15 protein-coding genes are annotated in these 21,699 nt (G+C 60.9%); 10 read left to right on the forward strand and 5 right to left on the reverse strand.

The features are described from left to right. Positions 1-152: 152 nt before the first annotated feature. The gene (locus AC1Z24_RS18160) at positions 153-1,082 is read right to left on the reverse strand and encodes a LysR substrate-binding domain-containing protein (RefSeq protein WP_483742042.1); all 930 of its coding nucleotides are present in this window, start codon (positions 1,080-1,082) and stop codon (positions 153-155) included. 538 nt (positions 1,083-1,620) lie between these two features. Here AC1Z24_RS18160 and AC1Z24_RS18165 point away from each other — a divergent pair. From AC1Z24_RS18165 to AC1Z24_RS18190, 6 genes are all read left to right on the forward strand, one after another. Beyond that, the gene (locus AC1Z24_RS18165) at positions 1,621-3,255 is read left to right on the forward strand and encodes an ABC transporter substrate-binding protein (RefSeq protein WP_483742043.1); all 1,635 of its coding nucleotides are present in this window, start codon (positions 1,621-1,623) and stop codon (positions 3,253-3,255) included. Between the two features lie 72 nt (positions 3,256-3,327). Then, a complete protein-coding gene (locus AC1Z24_RS18170) occupies positions 3,328-4,281 on the forward strand; it encodes an ABC transporter permease (protein ID WP_483742044.1) in 954 nt (317 codons plus the stop codon). Further along, positions 4,278-5,114: an ABC transporter permease gene (locus AC1Z24_RS18175; RefSeq protein WP_483742045.1), complete on the forward strand. Its 837-nt coding sequence runs from the start codon at positions 4,278-4,280 to the stop codon at positions 5,112-5,114. Before AC1Z24_RS18170 ends, AC1Z24_RS18175 begins: the two co-directional genes overlap by 4 nt. A 2-nt stretch (positions 5,115-5,116) precedes the next feature. Further along, the gene (locus AC1Z24_RS18180; protein WP_483742046.1) at positions 5,117-6,787 is read left to right on the forward strand and encodes a dipeptide ABC transporter ATP-binding protein; all 1,671 of its coding nucleotides are present in this window, start codon (positions 5,117-5,119) and stop codon (positions 6,785-6,787) included. Between the two features lie 87 nt (positions 6,788-6,874). Further along, positions 6,875-8,056: a hypothetical protein gene (locus tag AC1Z24_RS18185; RefSeq protein WP_483742047.1), complete on the forward strand. Its 1,182-nt coding sequence runs from the start codon at positions 6,875-6,877 to the stop codon at positions 8,054-8,056. Between the two features lie 158 nt (positions 8,057-8,214). Beyond that, positions 8,215-9,090, forward strand: a complete 876-nt coding sequence (locus AC1Z24_RS18190) for a LysR substrate-binding domain-containing protein (protein ID WP_483742048.1) — start codon at positions 8,215-8,217, stop codon at positions 9,088-9,090. Between the two features lie 110 nt (positions 9,091-9,200). Here the strand turns inward: AC1Z24_RS18190 and AC1Z24_RS18195 are convergent, their stop codons facing one another. The 3 genes from AC1Z24_RS18195 to fae are packed head-to-tail and all read right to left on the reverse strand — an operon-like array spanning position 9,201 to position 12,188. Then, positions 9,201-10,634: an NAD-dependent succinate-semialdehyde dehydrogenase gene (locus AC1Z24_RS18195; protein ID WP_483742049.1), complete on the reverse strand. Its 1,434-nt coding sequence runs from the start codon at positions 10,632-10,634 to the stop codon at positions 9,201-9,203. Then, positions 10,631-11,665 carry an aldo/keto reductase gene (locus tag AC1Z24_RS18200; RefSeq protein ID WP_483742050.1) on the reverse strand — a complete coding sequence of 345 codons (1,035 nt, stop codon included), beginning with the start codon at positions 11,663-11,665 and terminating at the stop codon, positions 10,631-10,633. Before AC1Z24_RS18200 ends, AC1Z24_RS18195 begins: the two co-directional genes overlap by 4 nt. A gap of 10 nt (positions 11,666-11,675) precedes the next feature. Further along, on the reverse strand, positions 11,676-12,188 hold the full coding sequence (gene fae / locus AC1Z24_RS18205) for a formaldehyde-activating enzyme (RefSeq protein ID WP_483742051.1): 513 nt from the start codon (positions 12,186-12,188) through the stop codon (positions 11,676-11,678). Between the two features lie 283 nt (positions 12,189-12,471). On the opposite strand from fae, the gene mexE reads away from it, so the two are divergent. The 3 genes from mexE to AC1Z24_RS18220 are packed head-to-tail and all read left to right on the forward strand — an operon-like array spanning position 12,472 to position 18,317. Next, positions 12,472-13,716, forward strand: a complete 1,245-nt coding sequence (gene mexE, locus AC1Z24_RS18210; RefSeq protein WP_483742052.1) for a multidrug efflux RND transporter periplasmic adaptor subunit MexE — start codon at positions 12,472-12,474, stop codon at positions 13,714-13,716. Between the two features lie 12 nt (positions 13,717-13,728). After that, positions 13,729-16,920 carry an efflux RND transporter permease subunit gene (locus tag AC1Z24_RS18215; protein ID WP_483742053.1) on the forward strand — a complete coding sequence of 1,064 codons (3,192 nt, stop codon included), beginning with the start codon at positions 13,729-13,731 and terminating at the stop codon, positions 16,918-16,920. Continuing rightward, on the forward strand, positions 16,920-18,317 hold the full coding sequence (locus AC1Z24_RS18220) for an efflux transporter outer membrane subunit (RefSeq protein WP_483742054.1): 1,398 nt from the start codon (positions 16,920-16,922) through the stop codon (positions 18,315-18,317). Before AC1Z24_RS18215 ends, AC1Z24_RS18220 begins: the two co-directional genes overlap by 1 nt. Before the next feature lie 177 nt (positions 18,318-18,494). Here the strand turns inward: AC1Z24_RS18220 and AC1Z24_RS18225 are convergent. Next, a protein-coding gene (locus AC1Z24_RS18225; protein ID WP_483742055.1) for an IS3 family transposase occupies positions 18,495-20,047 on the reverse strand; the annotation gives its coding sequence in 2 pieces (ribosomal slippage) (positions 18,495-19,585 and positions 19,585-20,047; 1,554 coding nt in all). A gap of 344 nt (positions 20,048-20,391) precedes the next feature. Here AC1Z24_RS18225 and AC1Z24_RS18230 point away from each other — a divergent pair. Next, positions 20,392-21,492, forward strand: a complete 1,101-nt coding sequence (locus tag AC1Z24_RS18230) for a tetratricopeptide repeat protein (RefSeq protein ID WP_483742056.1) — start codon at positions 20,392-20,394, stop codon at positions 21,490-21,492. Positions 21,493-21,699: the final 207 nt, after the last annotated feature.

Genomic DNA, 21,699 nt, shown 5'->3' on the forward strand with positions numbered 1-21,699 from the left:
TATTGAGCGGGCTAACATGCGAAAAATGCAGGTTACCTGCAAAAGTCAATTCGTGAGAGAGAGGCTTGCGAAGGCGGCATCAGCCCCATGGGATGTGTTTGGTGTACGGGCCTATTCGCGGGCAAGCCTCGCGCCCACAGGGTTCGCTATAGTCAATTGACCGCCTGGGACGGCTCCAACTGCCGCTGCGCCAGCCAGATTTCTTGCTGCAACCATTCGCTGAACAGCTGCAACTGCGGCATCAAGGTCTGTTCCGGGCGGGTCACCAGCCAGTAGGATTGATGCCCGTCCACATGCACATTCAGCACCTGGGTCAACTGCCCGCTGGCCAGTTCCGAGGCGACCATATGCCAGTCGGCGATGGTAATGCCCAGGCCGTCGATGGCGGCGCGTACGGCCAAATCCAGCAAGTCGAATTCGTAGCCGCCCTGGGTATCGACGCCGGTGATGCGTGCGGCGTCCAGCCAGTGTTTCCAGGTCAGGTAACGTTGGTCTTCCCTGGCCAGCACATGCAGTAACGTCAGGCGATTGAGGTCGATGCCTTCGCTCCATTCCCGGGCGTAAAGACTTGGCGCGCATACGGCGATATGCCGCTCCTGAATCAACAATGAGCTGTCCAGGCCATCCCATTCGCCGTCGCCAAAACGGATCGCGCAATCCAGGGTACTGGTTTCCGCCAGGCTGTCCTGCAGGCGCGTGGTGATGCTCAGTTCCAGCTCCGGATGCTTCTCGCGCAGGCGACCCAGGCGCGGCATCAGCCAGCGATTGGTAAAGGTCGGCGGCGCGTTGATATGCAGACGGTTGGAGTGGGTTTTCTGCTGGATGCTGCGTACCGTCAGCTCGATTTTATCGAATGATTGATGCAGCGCTCGCAGCAGCACCCGGCCGGCGCTGGTCAGTTCGAGGTAATGATGACGCCGCTCCAGCAGGTTCTCACCCAGCTGTTCTTCGAGCTGGCGAACCTGGCGGCTGACCGCGCTCTGGGTGACATTGAGCAGCTCGGCGGCGCGGGTAAAGCTGCCGGTGCTGCCTGCGACTTCAAAGGCCTTGAGCGCATTGAGCGCGGGCATTTTGCGTTTCATGAATGTTACTCGGGCCAAACGAACAGGTGGCAAGCATCCCATGAGTTGTCGGGATTTTCATATCGACAGACGCAGATAGTTGTGTGGGAGCGAGACTTGCCCGCGAAGACTGGCTGCTTGTCGTTGAATATCCCTCGGATGTACTGGCCTCTTCGCAAGCAGGCTTGCTCCCACAAATCATTCCAATCCAAAAGCCAGGGAACCGCCGCTCCGGCAATCAGACACGTCTAGTTCATGGCTGCGCCTGACAACATGCATTTATCGAATGTTTGCCCGATAAATTTATCGTTTGTCGATCCGGGCCTGGATGACAAAACTGCGGCCATCTCAAATAAAAACAACATGAGAGCAGCCCCATGTCTTATCCCGCTTCCTACCTCCTGATTTCTTTGCGCCTGCCGGTTTCACGTCTGTTTTGCCAGCGCCTTCGCGGCGCCTGCCACTGACGGTTTCGATTCATCGAACAGCGACCGCGTCTGCCAACTGCCCCATGGGCAGCCAGTCGAAAAACGCATACTTGCAAGTATCGGAGAGGCTTATGAAAGACTTAGTCACCCTGGACGGCGCTCAGCCGCACCCGGCCGTCAGCGACCTGTGCACTCAGGTGCGAAGCGGCGAGATCAACCGCCGACAGTTCCTGCGCACCGCCACCCTGCTGGGCATCACCGCCGCCAGCGCCAGCAGCTTTATCGGCTCCGCCCTGCTCGGTGATCCGGCCCAGGCCGCCGATGCCGTGGCGCCGCGCCAGGGTGGCAGCCTGCGTTTTGCCTGCGCCATCCAGGAAATCCAGGACCCGATGCTGATCACCTGGATCGAAGCCTCGAACCTGCTGCGCAACTCCCTGGAATTCCTCACCTGGGTCGATGCCGACAACATCACTCACCCGTACCTGGCACAGAGCTGGAGCCCCTCCGAAGACCTCAAGACCTGGACCTTCAACCTGCGCCAGGACGTGAAGTGGAGCAACGGCGACAATTTCAACGCCGACGACGTGCAGCACAATATCCAGCGCTGGATCGCCGCCGATTCCAAGTCGGTCAACCGCACCGCCTTCCAGGACATCAGTGCCTTCGAGAAAGTCAGCGAATTCCAGTTCCGCCTGGTGCTCAAGCGCGCAATCCTGGCCATCCCGGAAATGCTCGCCGCCTTCACCTGCACCCTGGTCCATCGCAGCTTCAAAAACGGTGATGACTGGAGCAAGAACCCCATCGGCACCGGCCCCTTCAAGCTGGTGTCCTTTGCCGTGAACAAGCAGGCGACCTTCGCCAAGCGTACCGATTACTGGCGCAAACCGGCCAACCTCGACGAGCTGCGCTATGTCGATATGGGCACCGATATCTCCACTCATTTGGCCGCCCTGCAGGCCGGGCAAGTGGATGTGCTGTACCGGGTGACCGTGGCCGAACTCGACCTGGCCAAACGTCTGCCAGGCGCGCAATTGCTCAGCTGCAAGTCAGCGCAGACCGTGGTCATGCGCATGGCTTGCGATCAGAAGCCTTTTGACGACCTGCGTATCCGCAAGGCCGTGGTGCTTTGCGCCGACAACGAGCAAATGCTCAAGATTGCCTATCGCGGCATGGGCACGCCGGGCGAAGACCACCATGTGGCGCCGTCCCATCCCGAGTACTTCCCCCTGCCCAAGCGCGCACGTGACGTGGCGGCGGCGAAAAAGCTGCTGGCCGACGCCGGGCACTCCAATGGCATCGATATAGACCTGATCGTCGGCAACACTCAGGGTCGCTACGAGCAGGACTGTGCGCAGATCCTGCAGCAGAACTGCGCCGAAGCCGGTATCCGCATCAACCTCAAGGTGATCCCGGCCACCCAATACTGGCCGATCTGGGACAAGGCGGCGTTCAGCCTGACCTATTGGGCGCACCGCCCGCTGGGCGTGATGTCCCTGGAACTGGCCTATCGCAGCGGCGGCACCTGGAACGAAAGTCATTACAGCGACCCGGCCTTTGACGCCGCCCTGGACAAGGCCATGGCGATTATCGGCCCGAAACAACGGGCCCAGGCCATGCAGAACGTCGAACAGATCCTGCAGGACGCCTGCGTCATGGTGCAGCCGTTCTGGGCCGACAAGTTCACCGCTACGAGCAAGAAGGTGCAGGGCTTCAAGGTCCACCCTTCGGACTTCTACCCGATGGATGAGGTGTGGTTGAGCGCCTGACTCGATCACTCGAACGCTGCTCGCCCATTGCACGGGCGAGCTTTCATCCCTTGCTAGACGGAGCGTGCCTGCATGGCTGACTTTCTCTTGCGCAAATTACTGGCACTGGTGGCAACCCTGCTGTCGGTATCGGTGATCGTGTTCCTGGCCCTGGAACTGAATATCGAAGACGTCGCCACCAACGTCCTGGGCCCCTACTCCGCCCCGGACCAGCGCGCGGCGTGGCTGACGGAACATGGCTACAACCAACCCTTCGTGTGGCGCTACCTGGTGTGGCTGAAAGACTTTGTCAGCGGCGACTGGGGCACGTCGGTGCACTTCCGTGCGCCGGTGATCGACCTGCTGCTGCCCAACCTGGAACAGACCCTGACCCTGGCCGGCCTGGCCTTGCTGGTGATGGTCCCGGTGGCCTTGACCCTGGGCATCCTCGCGGGGATTCGCCAGGGCTCGCTGGTGGACCGATTGGTGTCATTCCTGTCGATCGTCACCACTTCGATCCCGGACTTCGCCAGCGCGGTGTTCGTCTCGGCGATCTTCGTCTTCTGGCTGAACTGGCTTCCAGGTGTCAGCAGCATGAGCGACGGCTTCAATATCGCCGAGCTGATCCTGCCGCTGATGGTGCTGTGCCTGTTCGGCATCGGCTATCTGGCGCGAATCACCCGGGCGTCCATGGTCGAAGTGATGCAGGCGCCGTATATCCGCACTGCCCGCCTCAAAGGCGCATCCGTTTCACGCATCGTGCTGCGCCACGCCCTGCGCAATGTGCTGATCGCGCCGATCACCGTAATCATGCTGTACATCCCGTGGCTGCTGTCCAACGTCATCGTCGTTGAGGTGTTTTTTGCCTATAAGGGCTTCGGCTCACTGCTCTACACCGCGTCGCTGAACCATGACGTCTACCTGATCGAAGCCTGCGCCATGATCAGCGGCGTAGTGGTCGGCGCGACAAAGATCTTTTCGGACCTGGCCTACACCTGGCTCAACCCGCGCATCACCCTGCGCAGTCTCGGCGGAGGTGGCCAATGAGCTTCCTGAATTCGTTCAAACATCCTTTGGCGCTGCTGGGCCTGCTGCTGGTGGGCGGCTGGGTCTTGCTGGCGCTTTTCGCGCCGTGGCTGGCGCCTCATGATCCACTGGAAAGCTTCACACCGTTGCTGACCCCGATGCCCCCCGACGGCACCGGTCAGGACTTTCTGCTGGGCACCGATATGATCGGCCGCGACATTCTTTCGCGGCTGATCTGGGGCACCCGCACCGTGCTGTTCTGGTCGATCCTGGCCACCCTCACCGCCTTTGCCGTGGGCATCGCCATGGGCCTGTGCGCCGGTTACTTCAACGGCAAGGTCGACGCTCTGCTGTCCTACGTTGCCGATACCGTACTGTCGTTTCCGGTACTGGTCTTGTACATCGTGATCATCATTGCCCTGGGTGCCTCGGCGCTGAATATCCTCATCGCGGTGACCTTTACCAGTGCCCCGGCGATCTTCCGCATCATGCGCGCCCTGACCATCGATATCCGCTCCCGCGACTACGTGCTCAGCGCCATCACCCAGGGAGAAGGCTCGCTGCGCATCATGCTGGTGGAAATCCTGCCCAACTGTGGCGGCCCGCTGATCGTCGATTTCTGCCTGCGCATCGGCTACACCGCGATCATGATCGGCGCCCTGGGTTTTCTCGGCCTGGGCCTGCCACCACCGACCCCGGACTGGGGCGGCATGATCAATGAAGGCCGCAGCATGGCCATCGCTTTCCCGCACCTGGTGATCTTCCCGTGCATTGCCATCTCCACCCTGATGCTGGGCCTGAGCCTGCTGGCGGATGGTCTGGACGAAAGCGCCCAGAAAGGCGCGAGGAACTGAGCATGAGCCAAGCCAATAACACCAGGCAGCAAGTGCTGCGCGTAGACAACCTGTCCGTCGAACTGCCAGCCGGCGCTGACCGCAGCCACGCAGTCAAGGGCCTGAGCCTGGACGTGCACAAGGGCGAAATCCTTTGTGTGATCGGTGAATCCGGGTCTGGAAAATCGGTACTGTCGGCGGCGATCATGGGCGACTATGCCCGTGGCCTGCGCCACAGCGAAGGGGTGATTGACTTCCTCGGTGAAGATATCTGCCGTATGGGTGAAGAGGCTCTGCGCCAGTTGCGCGGCAACCGCATCGCGATGATTTTCCAGGAGCCCATGGCGGCGCTGAACCCGGCGATCCGGATCGGTCAGCAGGTCGAGGAAATCTTCGATATCCATGCCCCGGACATGCCTGCCAGCGAGCGCCGCGAACGCATGCTCGCCCTGCTCGACTCCACCCACCTGCCCGACCCGCCACGGATCGCCAACAGCTTTCCCCATCAACTGTCCGGTGGCCAGTGCCAGCGCGTGGTGATTGCCATGGCGCTGGCGATGAATCCGGATCTGCTGATCGCCGACGAACCGACCACAGCCCTCGACGTCACCACCCAGGCGCAAGTCCTGAAACTGGTGCGCGATCTGCGCGGGCGCGGTCAACACGGCATTCTGTTCATCACCCACGACTTCGGCGTGGTGGCGGAAATCGCCGATCGCATCGCAGTCATGGAAGGCGGCGTGCTGGTGGAAATCGGCGAGCGCGACCAAGTGCTCAACGCCCCGGCGCATCCGTATACACGCAAGCTCATCGCTGCGGTACCGGCGTTGCATCCCGAACTGCATGTGCCCAGCGCCGACGGTGAACTGGCGCTGCGCATTGAACATCTGACCAAGACCTACACGGTCGGCGACCGCTCGGTGGTGGCACTCAAGGATGTGTCGCTGCAACTGCCCCGGGGCAAGACCCTGGCCATTGTCGGCGAGTCCGGTTCGGGCAAGAGCACCCTGGTCAAGGCCGCCATTCGCCTGGTGGACAGTGACAGCGGGCATGTCTGGATCGGTGAAACCGACTTCCTCGCGCTGAAAGGCTCGGCCCTGGCAGCCAACCGGCGGCGCATCCAGATGATTTTCCAGGACCCCTACGGCTCGCTCAATCCGCGCCATCGGGTCGGCGACATCATCGCCCGGGCCGCGCAATTGCGCGGGCTGTCCACCCAGGACGCCTGGACCGAAGCCGGCGATCTGCTGGAGCAGGTCGGCCTCAAGCGCGACGCCCTCAAGCGCAAGCCCCGGCAGTTCTCCGGCGGCCAGCGCCAGCGCATCGGCATTGCCCGGGCCCTGGCCATGCGCCCGGAAGTGCTGATTGCCGACGAGAGCGTGTCGGCCCTGGATGTCTCGGTGCAGAAGCAGGTCCTGGAGTTGCTTGCCGAGCTGCAGCAGCGCCTGAACCTGAGCATCCTGTTCATCACCCACGACCTGCGCGTGGCGGCGCAGATCAGCGACTACATCGCGGTGATGCGCCAGGGTGAAGTGGTGGAGTACGGCACCGCCGAGCAGGTGCTGCTGCGTCCGCAGAACAGCTATACCCAGACCCTGCTGGCGGCGGCCCCCGGCGCTTCGGCCATTGCCCCGCCGCCCCCGGCCCCCGCCACTTCCCCACCCCTGAGACTGATTCGCCCCCAGGCGAACTGAGGTCACACCCGGTTTATCCCTTGCTGCGGCGCTTGCCGTGGCAGGGACTGCTGTTGCCTGTCAAAACTATAAATGCGGAGCACAACCATGCGCACACCCAAACCAAAGGCTATAGGTTCCATCCTCCTGATCCCGGTACTCGCTGCCCTTGCTGCACCGGTCATGGCGATTCAGGTCACCGACAACCTCGACCTCGGCGGCGCCATCCGTGCCCGCTGGGACTATGACCCGGATCGCGATATCCAGAAGTTCAACTTCGACACCGCGTTCCTCACCGCCAAATACACCTCCGACACCTGGATCGGCGCCGCCAAGTATCGCTTCTACGGCCGCGCCTATCCCTACAAGTACACCAATAACGTCGGTGATATTCAGTTCGCCGAGTCGGCGTGGATCGGCTACAAGTTCAACCCGGACCAGCAGATCCAGGTCGGCCTGAACCAGGTACCGTTCGGCCTGCAGCCATACTTCGGCAGCACCTTCTATGAAACCCTGGGCAACGTGGTCGGACTGGAAGACGTAGAGGAAATCGGTACCAAGTACATCCAGCAAAGCGGCGACTGGAACATCCAGGCCGGTTACTACGTGCGCCCCGCGTGGCAGGGCAAGGGCACCAGCAAGGGCCGCACCTACTCCAGCGTGGTCTCCGAAGCCGACAGCTACGTCGCCGACGGCAGCAACAACCAGGAGCGCAACATCGTGGTCCTGCGGGTGGCCAAGGCCCTCGACCTGGGCCCGTGGAAATCGGAAATCGGCCTGTCCGGCCTGACCTCCAGCCTGGAAAACAAAGATACCAACGACAACGGGCGCCGCAATGCCATGGCCGTGCACTACATCGGTAAGAACGGCCCGTGGGGCGTGCAACTGCAGGCGGCGCGCCAGCAGATGTCGCCGCGCAACCCCGGCAGCGACGAACTGGTGACCCTGGGCGGCTACGACGGTACCTATAACGTCGCCAGCCGCGCCAACCTGTACGTCGCCGATATCAGCTACGACGTCAGCGGCAAGTTCCTCTTCGACCAGATCAGCGGCGTAAAGCTGTACGCCAACTACAGCGCCTTCGACAAATCCGCCGACGACTTCAAGACCTCGCAACGGATGATCCTCGGCACCTCGTTCTCGGTGAGCAAGCTGTGGATCGCCACCGAATGGCTGATGGGCAAGAACGACCCCTACATTGGTGGCAGCAGCTATACCCAGAGCCTGGGCGCTGGCGGGACCAATCAGTGGGAGAATCAGCTGTATATGAACATTGGGTATTACTTCTAAAAGAATCGCAATCTTGTCGCCTGTGATTCATTTGAATTGAAAATGCGTTCCCCTGTAGGAGCTGCCGAAGGCTGCGATTGGTTTTGTCTGATCCACCGCTATCGCAGCCTTCGGCAGCTCCTACAGGGATTGCGCGCCACTCCGCGGAATCCACCTCCATGCGCCAACTCCCCTCCCTCAATATGCTGCGGGTCTTCGAAGAGGTCGCGCGGCATCGCAGTTTCAACCAGGCTGCCGTTGGCCTGAACGTAACCCAGGGCGCGGTCAGCCGGCAGATCAAGCAGTTCGAAGACTACCTGGGCGTTGCGCTCTTTATACGCACACCCCAGGGCCTGTCCCCGACCGAGGCCGGCACGGCCCTCTTCCCCCATCTGAGCGATGCCTTCGATCAGGTCGAGCGCGCGCTGCAGGCGGTGCGCGTGCCCAATCTGCGCCAGCGACTGCGCATCGTCGCGCCACCGACCTGGGCCACTCGTTGGTTGTCGGCGCATTTGCGCGCGTTCTGTCAGCGCTACCCGGATATCAGCCTGAGCGTCACCCACCAGGCCAACCACGACAACCTGGCGGAAGTCGACTGCCATATCCGCTTCGGCCTCGCTGCAGCCAGCCATTGCGACAGTCAGCTACTGGTCATGGAGCGGCATATCGCCGTGGCCAGTCCTGAGTTATTTGTCGAGGGCCAACCGCCGGACCTCAAGCGCTTTCCCCTGCTGCATATCCTCCACGACGGCAAACGCCTCAAGGTCTGGGAAAACTGGCTGGCGGCCATGGGCCGGGACGATATCGATGCCGCCCACGGGCTGGAATTCAGCACCCTGGACCAGGTGATCCATACGGCACTGGCCGGCGGCGGCCTGGCGGTGATCGATCGGCAGATGATCGAGAAGGAACTGGCCAATGGCAGCCTGCTGCCGATCACTCCTGTGGAAGTGCTCGGCCCTTACGGCTATTGGCTGGATGTGGCTAATGACAAGCAGGGCTTGTCGAAAGTGCGGTTATTTACCGATTGGCTGGAATTGGTGAGTAATCCCTGAGGATTATAATTGCCAGAATAAATGTGATTCCCTGTAGGAGCGGCTTTAGCCGCGAGGACGCCCTCGCGGCTAAAGCCGCTCCTACAGAAAACCGTTTTTATTCAGCCAGGTTACAGCCCACCCATCAGCATATATTTGATCTCCAGATAATCCTCCAGCCCGTACTTAGAGCCTTCCCGGCCCTGACCCGATTCCTTGATGCCGCCGAAGGGCGCGACTTCTGTGGAGATGATCCCTTCGTTAATGCCGACTATCCCCACTTCCAGACCTTCAGCCACGCGCCAGACGCGGCCGATATCGCGGCTGTAGAAGTACGCCGACAGGCCATAAGGCGTGTCATTGGCCCGTTGCAGCACCTCGGCTTCATCGCCGAAACGGAAGCAGGCCGCCACCGGGCCGAAGGTTTCGTCCTGGGCAATCAGCATGTCGCCATTGGCTTCGGTGATGATGGTTGGCTCGTAGAAGGTGCCGCCCAGGCCATGGCGGCGACCGCCGCAGAGCAGCTTGCCGCCCTTCTCCAGGGCATCGCCTACGTGCAGTTCGACCTTGGCCAGGGCCGCGGCGTTGATCAGCGGGCCTTGCTCGGTTTCACCGTCCAGGGCACTGCCAACCCGCAAGGCGGCAACGGCTTCGGCCAGCTTGCCGGTAAAGGCTTCGTAGACGCCATTCTGAATATAGAAGCGGTTCACACAGACGCAGGTCTGCCCGGTATTGCGGAACTTGGAGGCCATGGCACCTTTGACGGCGGCATCCAGGTCAGCGTCCTCGAAGACGATAAAGGGGGCATTGCCGCCCAATTCCAGGGAAACCTTTTTCAAGGTATCGGCCGCCTGACGCATCAGCAGCTTGCCGGTGCGGGTCGAGCCAGTGAACGACAGCTTGCGCACCACGCTGGAGGCTTGCAGCGCGCCGCCAATGGCCACGGCATCACCGGAGACGATATTAAAGACACCGGCCGGAATTCCGGCCTGTTCGGCCAGTACGCCCAGGGCGAAAGCCGACAGTGGGGTCTCTTCCGACGGTTTGAGGATCATGGTGCAACCGGCCGCCAACGCCGGGCCGACCTTGCGGGTGACCATGGCCAGGGGGAAGTTCCACGGGGTGATTGCCGCGACCACGCCTATGGCTTCCTTGGTCACGATGATCCGTGCATCAGCCTTGGGGCTGGGGATCACGTCGCCGTAGACGCGCTTGGCTTCTTCGCCGAACCACTCGAGGAAACTGGCGGCGTAGACCACTTCGCCCATGGCTTCCGCCAGGGGCTTGCCCTGTTCGCGGCTGAGCAAGGTGGCCAGGTCCTGCTGATTGCTCAGCATCAGTTCGCTCCAGCGCTTGAGGCGCTGGCTGCGGTCCTTGGCGGTGAGCTTGCGCCAGGCGGGCAAGGCGCGGTTAGCGGCGTCGATGGCACGGTTGGTGTCCTCGGCGCCAGCCTTTTGCACCTCGGTAATCAGTTCGCCATTGGCCGGGTTGAGCACCGGGTATGTGGCGCCACCGCTGGACCATTGACCGTCGATGAAATTGCCGTTGCGGATCAGCGCACTCATGCCACGGCCTCGCTCAGGGTGAAGCGTGCCAGGCCCGGACGGGCGGCGCGCAGGATACGTTTACCGGCGGTGTAATCGTTAATCACGTCGCACGGCGTGTAGTTGCGTTCCAGTTCGTGCAGTTCTTCGGCATCCAGTCTGGTTTCCAGAGCTGCCAGGGCGCTGTCGAACTGCGCGGTAGTGTCGGCACCCACCAGCATGCAGTCGACACCGGCATGATTGACCACCCAAGCCTGGGCGATCTGCGCATTGGATACGCCACGGGCACGGGCCACGCGCTGTACCGAATGGGCGATTTCGAAGGAGGCTTCGTCGCTGTACATCTGCTGGGTGAAGAAGTCGGTCTGGTTGCGGGTGGACTGCACGTCACCGGTCAACAGGCCCCGGGCCAGCGGACTGAAGACCGAGACACCAAGGCCCTGGTCGCGGCAGAACGGGATCATCTCGCGCTCTTCTTCGCGGTAGGCGCAGTTCAGTTGCAACTGCATATTGATCGGCTTGACCCAGCCATTGCGCTCGCAAACCATGAGGATCTTCGCCAGTTGCCCGGTAAGCATGGTCGAGACGCCGATATAACGGGCCTTGCCGGAACGCACGATGTCATTCAGTGCGCCCATGGTTTCTTCCACCGGGGTGTTCACGTCGAAGTAATGCAGCATGAACACATCGACGTAATCCATATTCAGACGCTTAAGGGACGCATCGATGCTGTCCATGATGTGCTTGCGCGAGTGGCCGCTGGCGTTGATACCGCTGCGGGTGCCATAGCCGACCTTGGTGGTGATGACCAGATCTTCGCGGCGCGCCAGGCGCTTGACGATGCGCCCTACCACTTCTTCGCCGACGCCTGCGGAGTAGAAATCCGCCAGGTCGATGAAGTTGACGCCATTGTCCAGAGCGTGGGCGACGATGGGCTCGCTCTGCTTTTCATCGAAGATCCACGGTTTCCAGTCCGGGGTGCCCATATTCATGGTGCCCAGGCACAGGCGTGAGACTTCGAGGCCGGAGTTGCCCAAACGAATGTATTGCATGGCGCGGACCTCAGGCTTTTGGCGTGTAGAAAGGATTGCTGATCTGGTTGACCACATCGGCCAGTTGCGCGGTTTCCGGTTTACCGGTGAGGGCGGCACGGATCGCGGTGCGGCAGGCGTTGTAGTTGTTCAGATAGACCGCATCGAGGTCGTCGCAGGACGGGTTGACCCAGTTGGCGGTGACGATGGCCCACTCGTCTTCGGCTTCCGGCGGCAAAGTGCCATCGAGCAGGGCTTCGAGCACGGCCTTGGCGATACCGGCCTGAGAGGCGCCCCAGGTGGCGTTGCCATGCAATTCACTGCCGATGGCGGCCTTATTGACGTAAAGGGTCATGGGCTTGACCGGGATATTCGGCTGGGCGATGACCATGAACGGGCAATGCCCCTGGCTCGGCGAAGCAAGGCTGTTGGCAAAGGCCTGGCCGGCCGGACCGTTGCGCGGGCCGATGAGGATATTGATGTGGGCGGCATTGACGCCGGGGCCTTCGAAACCTTCGCCGATATACAGATCAAGTTCTTTCATGGGTGCAAACGCTCGTTATTGTTGAGGGTGATGAGCCGGTTTGCGATTTTTAACACTGGCGTAATCGGCGCCTGTAACCATTAAAAGTCCTTGGGGTATGAGGCCAGGTCATACCCCTGCACAGCCCTCGCTGACCATTGACTGACCCTGTCAGATCGATATGGCATTCCATTGATGGCTCATATCATTCCGAATGATATTTACCTTTGCTTCATTCGATTCGTGCAATACCAGCCGCCAGAACAGAATCCGCCCCATCTCAACAAAATCGGCGGAATTTCCCATGTCTCAGTCATTCAATCATTTGCGCTATCCCCTTGCCGCCCTGGCCCTGGTCGTGATCAGCGCCTGCGGTCGGGCGCCTGAGGCGACCGGCCCGGCCCCTGCGGCGGCCAAGGTCAACGTGGCCAAGGTCCTGGAACAACCGATCAACGAGTGGGACGAGTTCACCGGTCGCCTGGAAGCCCCGGAAACCGTGGAAGTCCGCCCTCGCGTTTCGGGTCAGATTGATGAAGTCGCTTTCACCGACGGTGCCCTGGTCAAGAAAGGCGACCTGCTGTTCCAGATCGACCCACGCCCATTCCAGTCAGAAGTGCGCCGTCTGGAAGCGCAACTGCAACAAGCTCGCGCCGCCGCGACCCGCAGCGACAACGAAGCTCAACGTGGTGAACGTCTGCGCACCAACAACGCCATTTCCGCCGAACTGGCTGATTCGCGTACCACCACTGCCCAGGAATCCCGCGCCGCCGTTGCTGGTATCCAGGCGCAACTGGACCTGGCCAAGCTCAACCTGAGCTTCACCCGCGTCACGTCGCCGATCTCCGGCCGCGTCAGCCGCGCGGAAATCACCGCCGGCAACATCGTCACCGCCGATACCACCGCCCTGACCAGTGTTGTTTCCACCGACAAGGTCTACGCCTACTTCGACGCCGACGAGCGTGTGTTCCTCAAGTACAACCAGCTGGCGCGCGACGGCAAACGCGGCCAGACCACGCCGGTGTACATGGGCCTGTCCAACGAAAGCGACAACCCGCACCAGGGCCAGATGAACTTCGTCGATAACCAGGTCAACGCCAAGACCGGCACGATTCGTGGTCGTGCCGTGTTCGACAACAGCAAGGGCGAATACACCCCGGGCCTGTACGCCCGCCTGAAACTGGTCGGCAGCGCCACCTACTCCGCCATGCTGATCAAGGACGACGCCGTAGGCACCGACCTGGGCAAGAAATTCGTGCTGGTGGTGGACAAGGATAACAAGGCGAACTATCGCAACGTCGAGCTGGGCCCGAAACTCGAAGGCCTGCGCATCGTACGCAGCGGTCTGCAGAAGGATGACCGCATCGTTATCTCCGGTCTGCAGCGCGTACGCCCAGGCTCCCCGGTGGACCCGCAGGACACGCCAATGGCCAGCAAGGAAACCCTCGCCGCCCTGCTCCAACAACGTCAAGCACTTGAAGCCAGCAACCTGCCGAAGGTCCAGCCAAAACTGGACAACAAAGTCGCCAGTGTTGCTGCGCCACGCGGTTAAGGGACAACTTAGATGAATTTTTCTCAATTCTTTATCTCGCGACCGATCTTCGCAGCGGTACTTTCGCTGCTGATCCTGATCGCCGGTGCTATCTCGCTGTTCCAGTTGCCGATCAGTGAATACCCGGAAGTCGTGCCGCCGACCGTAGTCGTGCGTGCCAACTTCCCTGGTGCCAACCCGAAAGTGATCGGTGAAACCGTGGCAGCTCCCCTGGAGCAGGCCATCACCGGCGTCGAGAACATGCTGTACATGTCCTCGCAGGCCACTTCCGACGGCAAGCTGACCCTGACCATCACCTTCGCCCTGGGTACCAACCTGGACACCGCGCAGGTACAGGTACAGAACCGTGTCACCCGCACCGAGCCGAAACTGCCGGAAGAAGTGACCCGTATCGGTATCACCGTAGACAAGGCATCGCCCGACCTGACCATGGTGGTCCACCTGACCTCCCCTGATCAGCGTTACGACATGCTGTATCTGTCCAACTACGCGGTACTCAACATCAAGGATGAGCTGGCTCGTCTTGGTGGTGTCGGTGACGTGCAGTTGTTCGGTATGGGTGACTACTCCCTGCGTGTCTGGCTGGACCCGAACAAGACCGCTTCGCGCAATATCACGGCCACAGACGTGGTTAATGCCATTCGCGAGCAGAACCGCCAGGTAGCCGCCGGTCAACTGGGCGCCCCGCCCTCGCCGAGCGCCACCAGCTTCCAGATGTCGATCAACACTCAGGGCCGTCTGGTCACTGAAGAAGAGTTCGAAAACGTCATCGTTCGCGCAGGCGACAACGGCGAAATCACTCGTGTCAAAGACATTGCCCGCGTCGAACTGGGCTCCAGCCAGTACGCCCTGCGTTCCTTGCTGAACAACCAGCCGGCCGTAGCGATCCCGATCTTCCAGCGCCCAGGTTCCAACGCCATCGACATTTCCAACGAAGTGCGCGGCGAAATGGAACTGCTGAAGAAAAGCTTCCCTGAAGGCATGGACTACAGCATCGTCTACGACCCGACCATCTTCGTGCGCGGTTCCATCGAGGCAGTGGTGCACACCCTGTTCGAAGCGCTGATCCTGGTGGTATTGGTCGTGATCCTGTTCCTGCAGACCTGGCGTGCCTCGATCATCCCGCTGGTTGCTGTACCGGTGTCGTTGATCGGTACTTTCGCCGTGATGCATCTGTTCGGCTTCTCGCTTAACGCCCTGTCGCTGTTCGGCCTGGTACTGGCCATCGGTATCGTGGTGGACGACGCCATCGTTGTGGTGGAGAACGTCGAGCGTAATATTGAACTCGGTCATGAACCGTTCGAAGCCACCAAAATCGCCATGCGTGAAGTGACCGGCCCGATCATCGCCACGGCCCTGGTGCTCTGTGCGGTATTCGTCCCGGCGGCCTTCATCTCCGGCCTGACCGGTCAGTTTTATAAGCAGTTCGCCCTGACCATCGCCATTTCGACGGTGATCTCGGCCTTTAACTCCCTGACCCTGTCCCCTGCCCTGGCAGCGGTATTGCTCAAGGCCCACGGCGCGCCGAAGGACGGCTTCTCCAGGTTCCTCGACAAGCTGCTGGGTGGCTGGCTGTTCCGTCCGTTCAACCGCTTCTTCGTCAAAGCCAGTAACGGCTACGTCAACTCGGTTGGCCGGGTCATCCGCTTCAGCGCCATCGCCGTCGTGGTGTATCTGGGCCTGATCGTCATGACCTGGCTGGGCTTCACCACCACACCAACCGGCTTCGTACCGCCGCAGGACAAACAGTATCTGGTTGCCTTCGCGCAACTGCCGGATGCCGCCAGCCTGGACCGTACCGAAGACGTGATCAAACGCATGTCCGAGATCGCCCTCAAGCAGCCGGGCGTGGAAGCGGCGGTGGCCTTCCCCGGCCTGTCGATCAACGGTTTCACCAACAGCCCGAACTCCGGCATCGTCTTCGTGACCTTGAAACCGTTCGAAGAGCGCAAGCTTGCCAGTGAATCAGCCGGCGCCATTGCCGGTCAGCTCAACGGCAAGTACGCGGCGATCCAGGAAGCCTACATGGCGATCTTCCCACCACCGCCGGTACAGGGCCTGGGCACCATTGGCGGCTTCCGCCTGCAGATCGAAGACCGTGGCAACCTGGGTTACGACGAGCTGTATAAAGAGACGATGAACGTCATCGGCAAAAGTCGCAGCGTGCCGGAACTGGCTGCCCTGTTCACCAGCTACACCGTGAACGTGCCGCAAGTCGACGCCGCCATCGACCGTGAAAAAGCCAAGACCCTCGGCGTGCCGATCAGCGACATCTTCGACACCCTGCAGGTCTACCTGGGCTCGCTGTATGCCAACGACTTCAACCGTTTCGGTCGCACCTATCAGGTCAATATCCAGGCTGAACAACAGTTCCGTCAGGAAGCCGACCAGATCGGCCAGCTGAAAGTGCGCAACAACCGGGGCGAGATGATCCCCCTGGCGACACTGCTCAAGGTCACCGATACCTCCGGCCCTGACCGCGTCATGCACTACAACGGCTTTATCACTGCGGAAATCAACGGTGCGGCAGGTCCAGGCTACAGCTCGGGCCAGGCTCAGGCGGCGATGGAAAAACTGCTCAAGCAGGAACTGCCCAACGGCATGACCTACGAGTGGACCGACCTGACCTACCAACAGATCCTGTCGGGCAACACCGCACTGCTGGTCTTCCCGCTCTGCGTACTGCTGGCCTTCCTGGTACTGGCTGCCCTGTATGAAAGCTGGAGCCTGCCACTGGCGGTGATCCTGATCGTACCAATGACCCTGCTGTCGGCCATCGCCGGTGTGATCATTGCCGGTAGCGACAACAACATCTTCACCCAGATCGGCCTGATCGTGCTGGTGGGCCTGGCCTGTAAGAACGCGATTCTTATCGTCGAGTTCGCCAAGGACGAGCAAAGCAAGGGCAAGACACCGCTGGAAGCCGTACTGGAAGCCTGCCGTCTGCGTCTGCGGCCGATCCTGATGACCTCCTTCGCCTTCATCATGGGTGTGGTGCCACTGGTCATGTCCAGCGGTGCCGGTGCTGAAATGCGTCATGCCATGGGTGTAGCGGTGTTCTCCGGGATGCTCGGGGTGACCTTCTTCGGCCTGTTGCTGACCCCGGTGTTCTTTGTCCTGATCCGCAACCACGTCGAACGCAAGGAAGCCCGCAAGGCGGCCAAGGCGCAAAGACTGCAAACCCTGAATCCGGAGGCGCATTAATGAGCGCGTTGAAACTCTTCCTCCCGAGCCTGTTGGTTCTGGCGCTGGCGGCCTGTGCCGTCGGCCCGGACTACAAGGCCCCGGACACGGCGCCGGCCAAGGTTGCCGCCGCCGCCCCGGGTAATTTTGACCGCAGCCATGTCGATACCATCTGGTGGCAGCAATTCGACGATCCGACCCTGAACAAACTGGTTGCCCAGTCGCTCAATGGTAACCGCGAACTGCGCGTGGCTTTCGCCCGCCTGAAAGCGGCCAGGGCCATCCGCGATGACGTCAGCAACGACGCCATGCCAGTGGTCACCAGCCGGGTCAGCAGTGATCAGGGCAAGGGGCAGCAGCCCGGCGTGACCGAGCGCCGCGTGCACAGCGAACGTTACGATCTGGGCCTGGACATGGCCTGGGAAGTCGATCTGTTCGGCCGCATCCAGCGCGAACTGGAAGCCGCCGACGCCGATCAACAGGTCGCCGAGGCCAACCTGTATCAACTGCAGGTCACCCTCACGGCCGAAGTGGTCGATGCCTATGGCCAACTGCGCGGCGCGCAACTGCGCGAATCCATTGCCCGGGAAAACCTGAAAAACCAGCAGGACTCCCGTGGCGTGACCGCGCAATTGCGTGATGCCGGTGTCGGTAACGAACTGGACGTGGTGCGTGCCGATGCCCGCCTCGCTGCCGTCGAAGCCACGGTGCCGCAACTGCAGGCCGAACAGGTTCGTCAGCGCAACCGTATCGCGACTCTGCTGGGCGAGCGTCCGGAAACCCTGTCGATCGACCTGAGCCCGGCGAAGCTGCCGGCCATCTCGAAAAACCTGTCCATCGGTGATCCGACCCAGGTACTGCGTCATCGTCCGGACATCATGTCGGCCGAACGCCAACTGGCCGCTTCCACCGCACGGATTGGCGTCGCCACCGCCGACCTGTTCCCACGGGTCAGCCTCAGCGGCTTCCTCGGCTTCACCGCGGGGCGTGGTTCGCAGATCGGTTCGTCGGCAGCCAGGGCCTGGACCCTGGGCCCGAGCATCACCTGGGCCGCCTTCGATCTGGGCAGCGTGCGGGCCCGCCTGCGCGGCGCCAATGCCGATGCCGAAGGCTCCCTGGCGAACTACGAGCAGCAAGTACTGCTGGCCCTGGAAGAGTCGGAGAACGCCTTCAGCGACTACGACAAACGCCAGCAACGCCTGCTCTCGCTGATTCGCCAGAGCGAAGCGAGCCGCTCCGCCGCCAACCTGGCGTCGGTGCAGTATCGCGAAGGTACAGCTGACTTCCTGGTGCTGCTGGATGCCGAGCGCGAGCGCCTGGCGGCCGAAGACTCCCAGGCCCAGGCGGAAATCGACCTGTATCGCGGCATTGTCTCGATCTACAAGGCCCTGGGCGGCGGCTGGTCGCCACAGGCCTGACGTTTACCCCGCTGCAACAGCCCCGCGCCCCTTCAGGGTCGCGGGGCTTTTTTTGTCTGCACAACAGCGGTTGAGCGCGAACTGTTGGGCCGAATTCGCTCTCATCAAACACAACGCAACCTACTGAATTGGAATGACTCGGCGTTTTTCAAGGTAGTTGTCGCGTCGGCGGTGTTGCTATGCCACTTTCACGATCACGCTGAGCTCCCTTTCAGGATTTAGATAGACCGTTCCGATCGGACTCCAATTGCGTGTTTCAGCGGACCATCGTTCAGGCTTTTTCTCTCGGGCGAGTCGGTAAACATCATGACGGCGGGCAAGTATTTCCTTGTCCTTGCCGTCATGCCGTTGGGTCGGTGTGACGAAGCGGATTCGGCTATGGCGATGCACTGTGTTGTACCAAGTCATGAAGTCTCTGACCCAGGTACGCGCCTCGTCCAGGCCTCCAAACCCATTCACGGGCCATTGCGGACAATATTTCAACGTCCTGAACAGCGACTCCGAATAGGGGTTGTCGTTGCTGACGCGTGGCCGTCCCCGCGAAGGTGTTATTCCCAAATCGTGCATTTTGGACAGAAGCGTCACCGACTTCATGGGCGCTCCATTATCCGAGTGCAGCACCAACGGTTGGCGCCAGCACTGCTCCTGGGTCACGCTTCGTTGCAGTAACGCTGCTGCCTTTTCCCCGCTTTCTGCTTCGTAGACCTCCCAGCCCACGGCTTTGCGGCTGTAAATATCCTCAATCAGGTAGAGGTAGTAAAACTGCCCGCGAACCGGCGAGGGTAAGTAGGTGATGTCCCATGACCACACCTGATTGGCCGATGTTGCTGCATACGTCGTGGGGGTTGCACGGTGCTGTGGACGTTTGGCGCGCGAGCGATGCTGTTGCTGACCTGCTGTGTGCAACACCCGGTAAAAAGTAGCTTCCGAGGCCAGATAGCGTCCCTCATCAGCCAGCTGCGGCACGATCTGGCTCGGTGGCAGATGCGCATAAGCCTTGCTGCTGCACAGCGTCACGATACCTTGGCGCTCCAGCTCGCTGAGTGCATTACGGGGTGTTGGCCTGAGCGTCGTGGTGCGCCCATCGGCAAGGACTTCCAGCGGCAAGCTCCAGCGCTGCAAAGTTCTCAGGGAAATGCCGACTTCCTGACAAGCAGGCGCCCTTCGGGCGCCCGCGGTAATGGCTTCATTGAGCCAACTCACGAGTAAATACCGTTCTGGCAACAAGGTCAGCTGTCCTCGTCGTCGTTCCCCCAGTAGGCATTGAGCTTTTTTCGCAGTACCAACAAGGCTGCTGTTTCAGCCAGCGCCGCGTCTTTACGTCGCAACTCACGCTCCAGAACACGGATACGATTTTTATCCTCGCGCGCTTGTCCAACCTCTGCTTTTTTAGCGGTCGGCTGATTAGAGCTGTTGGTGATAAACGCGTTACGCCAGGCCGCAATTTGCTCGGGAAAAATTCCCTTGCGACGGCAGTACTCGCCCAGCTCCAGCTCAGACAGGGGCGATGTTTCGATGATCACCGTCAGTTTGGATTCGGCTGACCAATTCTCCGACGGTTGCTTGGTTTCGGACAATTGAGTTCCTTGCGCCGCAGCTTGTTTGCGCCATTGATAGAGAGAAACATCGCTGCACCCCTCACGCCGTGAGACCTCTTTTACAGAGAGACTCAGGGGCGGGAGCATCATTCTCAGCAGTGATGCTTTTCGTTCGGGTGAGTAGAAAGACATGACCATACTCTTGCCGCCCCCGGAATGCGTTTAAGAATTCGCAGAGGCGACAACTATCCTGACACCGGGGGGACTTGTGGGAGCAAGCTTGCTTGCGAAAGGGCCGGTTCAGGTTGCAAGTTTTTCGGTGACCGGCAAAATTGCTTTCGCAAGCAAGCTTGCTCCCACAGGGTGTTTGCTGCGTGACAGCGCGGCGTCGTAGACGGGGCGGGATCTCCCACCAGATTCGGCTCCCACATTTAAGTGGCGTTACCACCCAATATTTCCTGTTGTTTGGCCAGTGCCGTTTGACACACGCCGGACACTCCCCGAAGCTGCATGACGTCAAAGATGTGGATACCGGTATGCCCCAACTGCCCTCGCAAGGCTTCCTCGCTGATCCCAAGACCCGTCGCCGGACAATCGTCATCGCACTGGCCGTGCTATTGATCGCGATTATCCTCGGCCTGTGGTGGGGCCGCAGCCGCCCGACTCCGGCCATTGTCCAGCCAGTGCTCAGCCATACCTATACCGAGGCGCTGGAAATGGCCCATGGCGGCAAGCCGGGCGCCGCACGGGTGCTCTATCAACAGCTGGCTCGAACAGATCTTTCCGACATTCGCCGCGCCAGCCTGCTGAGCGAGCTGCCCAATTACGCCGGCCCCCAGTCCATGAAGCTGCTCGGCGCCGACCTGCGCCATTCATCGCCCATGATTCGCCAGGCAGCCATCGAGGCCGGGGCACGCCTTACCGACGGTGCCCGACGCAGCCTGCTGCTCGGCCCTTGTCTCGACGACGCCGAGCCCAACGTGCGTTTCGCCGCAGCACGCGCCCTGCTGGACCTGTCGCCGGATGACCTGGGCTTGTATTACGAGGCCCTGCAAAAGGTTGTCGAACAGAATCAGCAAGCCTTGGCCGCCCAACCCCCCAACGGTCAGAGCCTGCTGCAACTGGCCAGACTCTACGTGCATAACGAGGCTTATGCGCAGGCAAACAAAGCCTTGCAACAGGCCCTGAACCTGGAACCCAACAATGTCCAGGCCGGTATCGCCCTGATCAATCTCGCCGATCGCCAGGGCCAGACCGAACCGGCCCGCCAGCTCCTGAGCCAGTGGCTGGAACGCCATCCGCAGTCGCCGCAGCTGCAGCATGCGCTGGGGATGTGGCTGCTGCATCATGGCCAGAACGAATATGCCCTGCTGGCCCTGACCAAGGCGCTGGAACTGGACCCGGAGAACAATGCCTATCGCTATGATCTGGCCGTGGCCCTGCACGATCAGGATCAGTTGGAGGCGGCGCAGAAGCAACTGGCGGAAATCCTCCAGCGCCAGCCGGCCGACCGCCGCGCCCGGGTGCTGCTCATCGGCTACTGGAAAGAAAACGGCCAGTTACAGAAAGTGCAGGTGTTACTCGCCGAGTTAGAGCAGCAAAACCCCGACGACCCCGCCCTGCAACAGGGACTGTAGTGCCAATCTAGAGCACGGCCAGCCCCCCTGTTATCAGAAATAACTTACAAGCGACTTCCTCTGACAACACCCTTTTGCGTAGGAAGTCGCGTTCATGTTTTTTATTTCATAAAGCCAATTGCATACAGAGTGTTTTCTAACTCGAAAAAAACGTGCATGATTTACCCGCAACCGATTACAACTACCCCTCTTGAGCTGTTGCGATAC

The sequence above is a fragment of the Pseudomonas sp. JL23 genome (genome assembly GCF_056933585.1).

What these genes read in the sequence shown, in the direction of transcription:
- AC1Z24_RS18160 (WP_483742042.1), bottom strand. Translation starts at nt 1,082, where the DNA reads ATGAAACGCAAAATGCCCGCGCTCAATGCGCTCAAGGCCTTTGAAGTC.
- AC1Z24_RS18165 (WP_483742043.1), top strand. Translation starts at nt 1,621, where the DNA reads ATGAAAGACTTAGTCACCCTGGACGGCGCTCAGCCGCACCCGGCCGTC.
- AC1Z24_RS18170 (WP_483742044.1), top strand. Translation starts at nt 3,328, where the DNA reads ATGGCTGACTTTCTCTTGCGCAAATTACTGGCACTGGTGGCAACCCTG.
- AC1Z24_RS18175 (WP_483742045.1), top strand. Translation starts at nt 4,278, where the DNA reads ATGAGCTTCCTGAATTCGTTCAAACATCCTTTGGCGCTGCTGGGCCTG.
- AC1Z24_RS18180 (WP_483742046.1), top strand. Translation starts at nt 5,117, where the DNA reads ATGAGCCAAGCCAATAACACCAGGCAGCAAGTGCTGCGCGTAGACAAC.
- AC1Z24_RS18185 (WP_483742047.1), top strand. Translation starts at nt 6,875, where the DNA reads ATGCGCACACCCAAACCAAAGGCTATAGGTTCCATCCTCCTGATCCCG.
- AC1Z24_RS18190 (WP_483742048.1), top strand. Translation starts at nt 8,215, where the DNA reads ATGCGCCAACTCCCCTCCCTCAATATGCTGCGGGTCTTCGAAGAGGTC.
- AC1Z24_RS18195 (WP_483742049.1), bottom strand. Translation starts at nt 10,634, where the DNA reads ATGAGTGCGCTGATCCGCAACGGCAATTTCATCGACGGTCAATGGTCC.
- AC1Z24_RS18200 (WP_483742050.1), bottom strand. Translation starts at nt 11,665, where the DNA reads ATGCAATACATTCGTTTGGGCAACTCCGGCCTCGAAGTCTCACGCCTG.
- fae (WP_483742051.1), bottom strand. Translation starts at nt 12,188, where the DNA reads ATGAAAGAACTTGATCTGTATATCGGCGAAGGTTTCGAAGGCCCCGGC.
- mexE (WP_483742052.1), top strand. Translation starts at nt 12,472, where the DNA reads ATGTCTCAGTCATTCAATCATTTGCGCTATCCCCTTGCCGCCCTGGCC.
- AC1Z24_RS18215 (WP_483742053.1), top strand. Translation starts at nt 13,729, where the DNA reads ATGAATTTTTCTCAATTCTTTATCTCGCGACCGATCTTCGCAGCGGTA.
- AC1Z24_RS18220 (WP_483742054.1), top strand. Translation starts at nt 16,920, where the DNA reads ATGAGCGCGTTGAAACTCTTCCTCCCGAGCCTGTTGGTTCTGGCGCTG.
- AC1Z24_RS18230 (WP_483742056.1), top strand. Translation starts at nt 20,392, where the DNA reads ATGCCCCAACTGCCCTCGCAAGGCTTCCTCGCTGATCCCAAGACCCGT.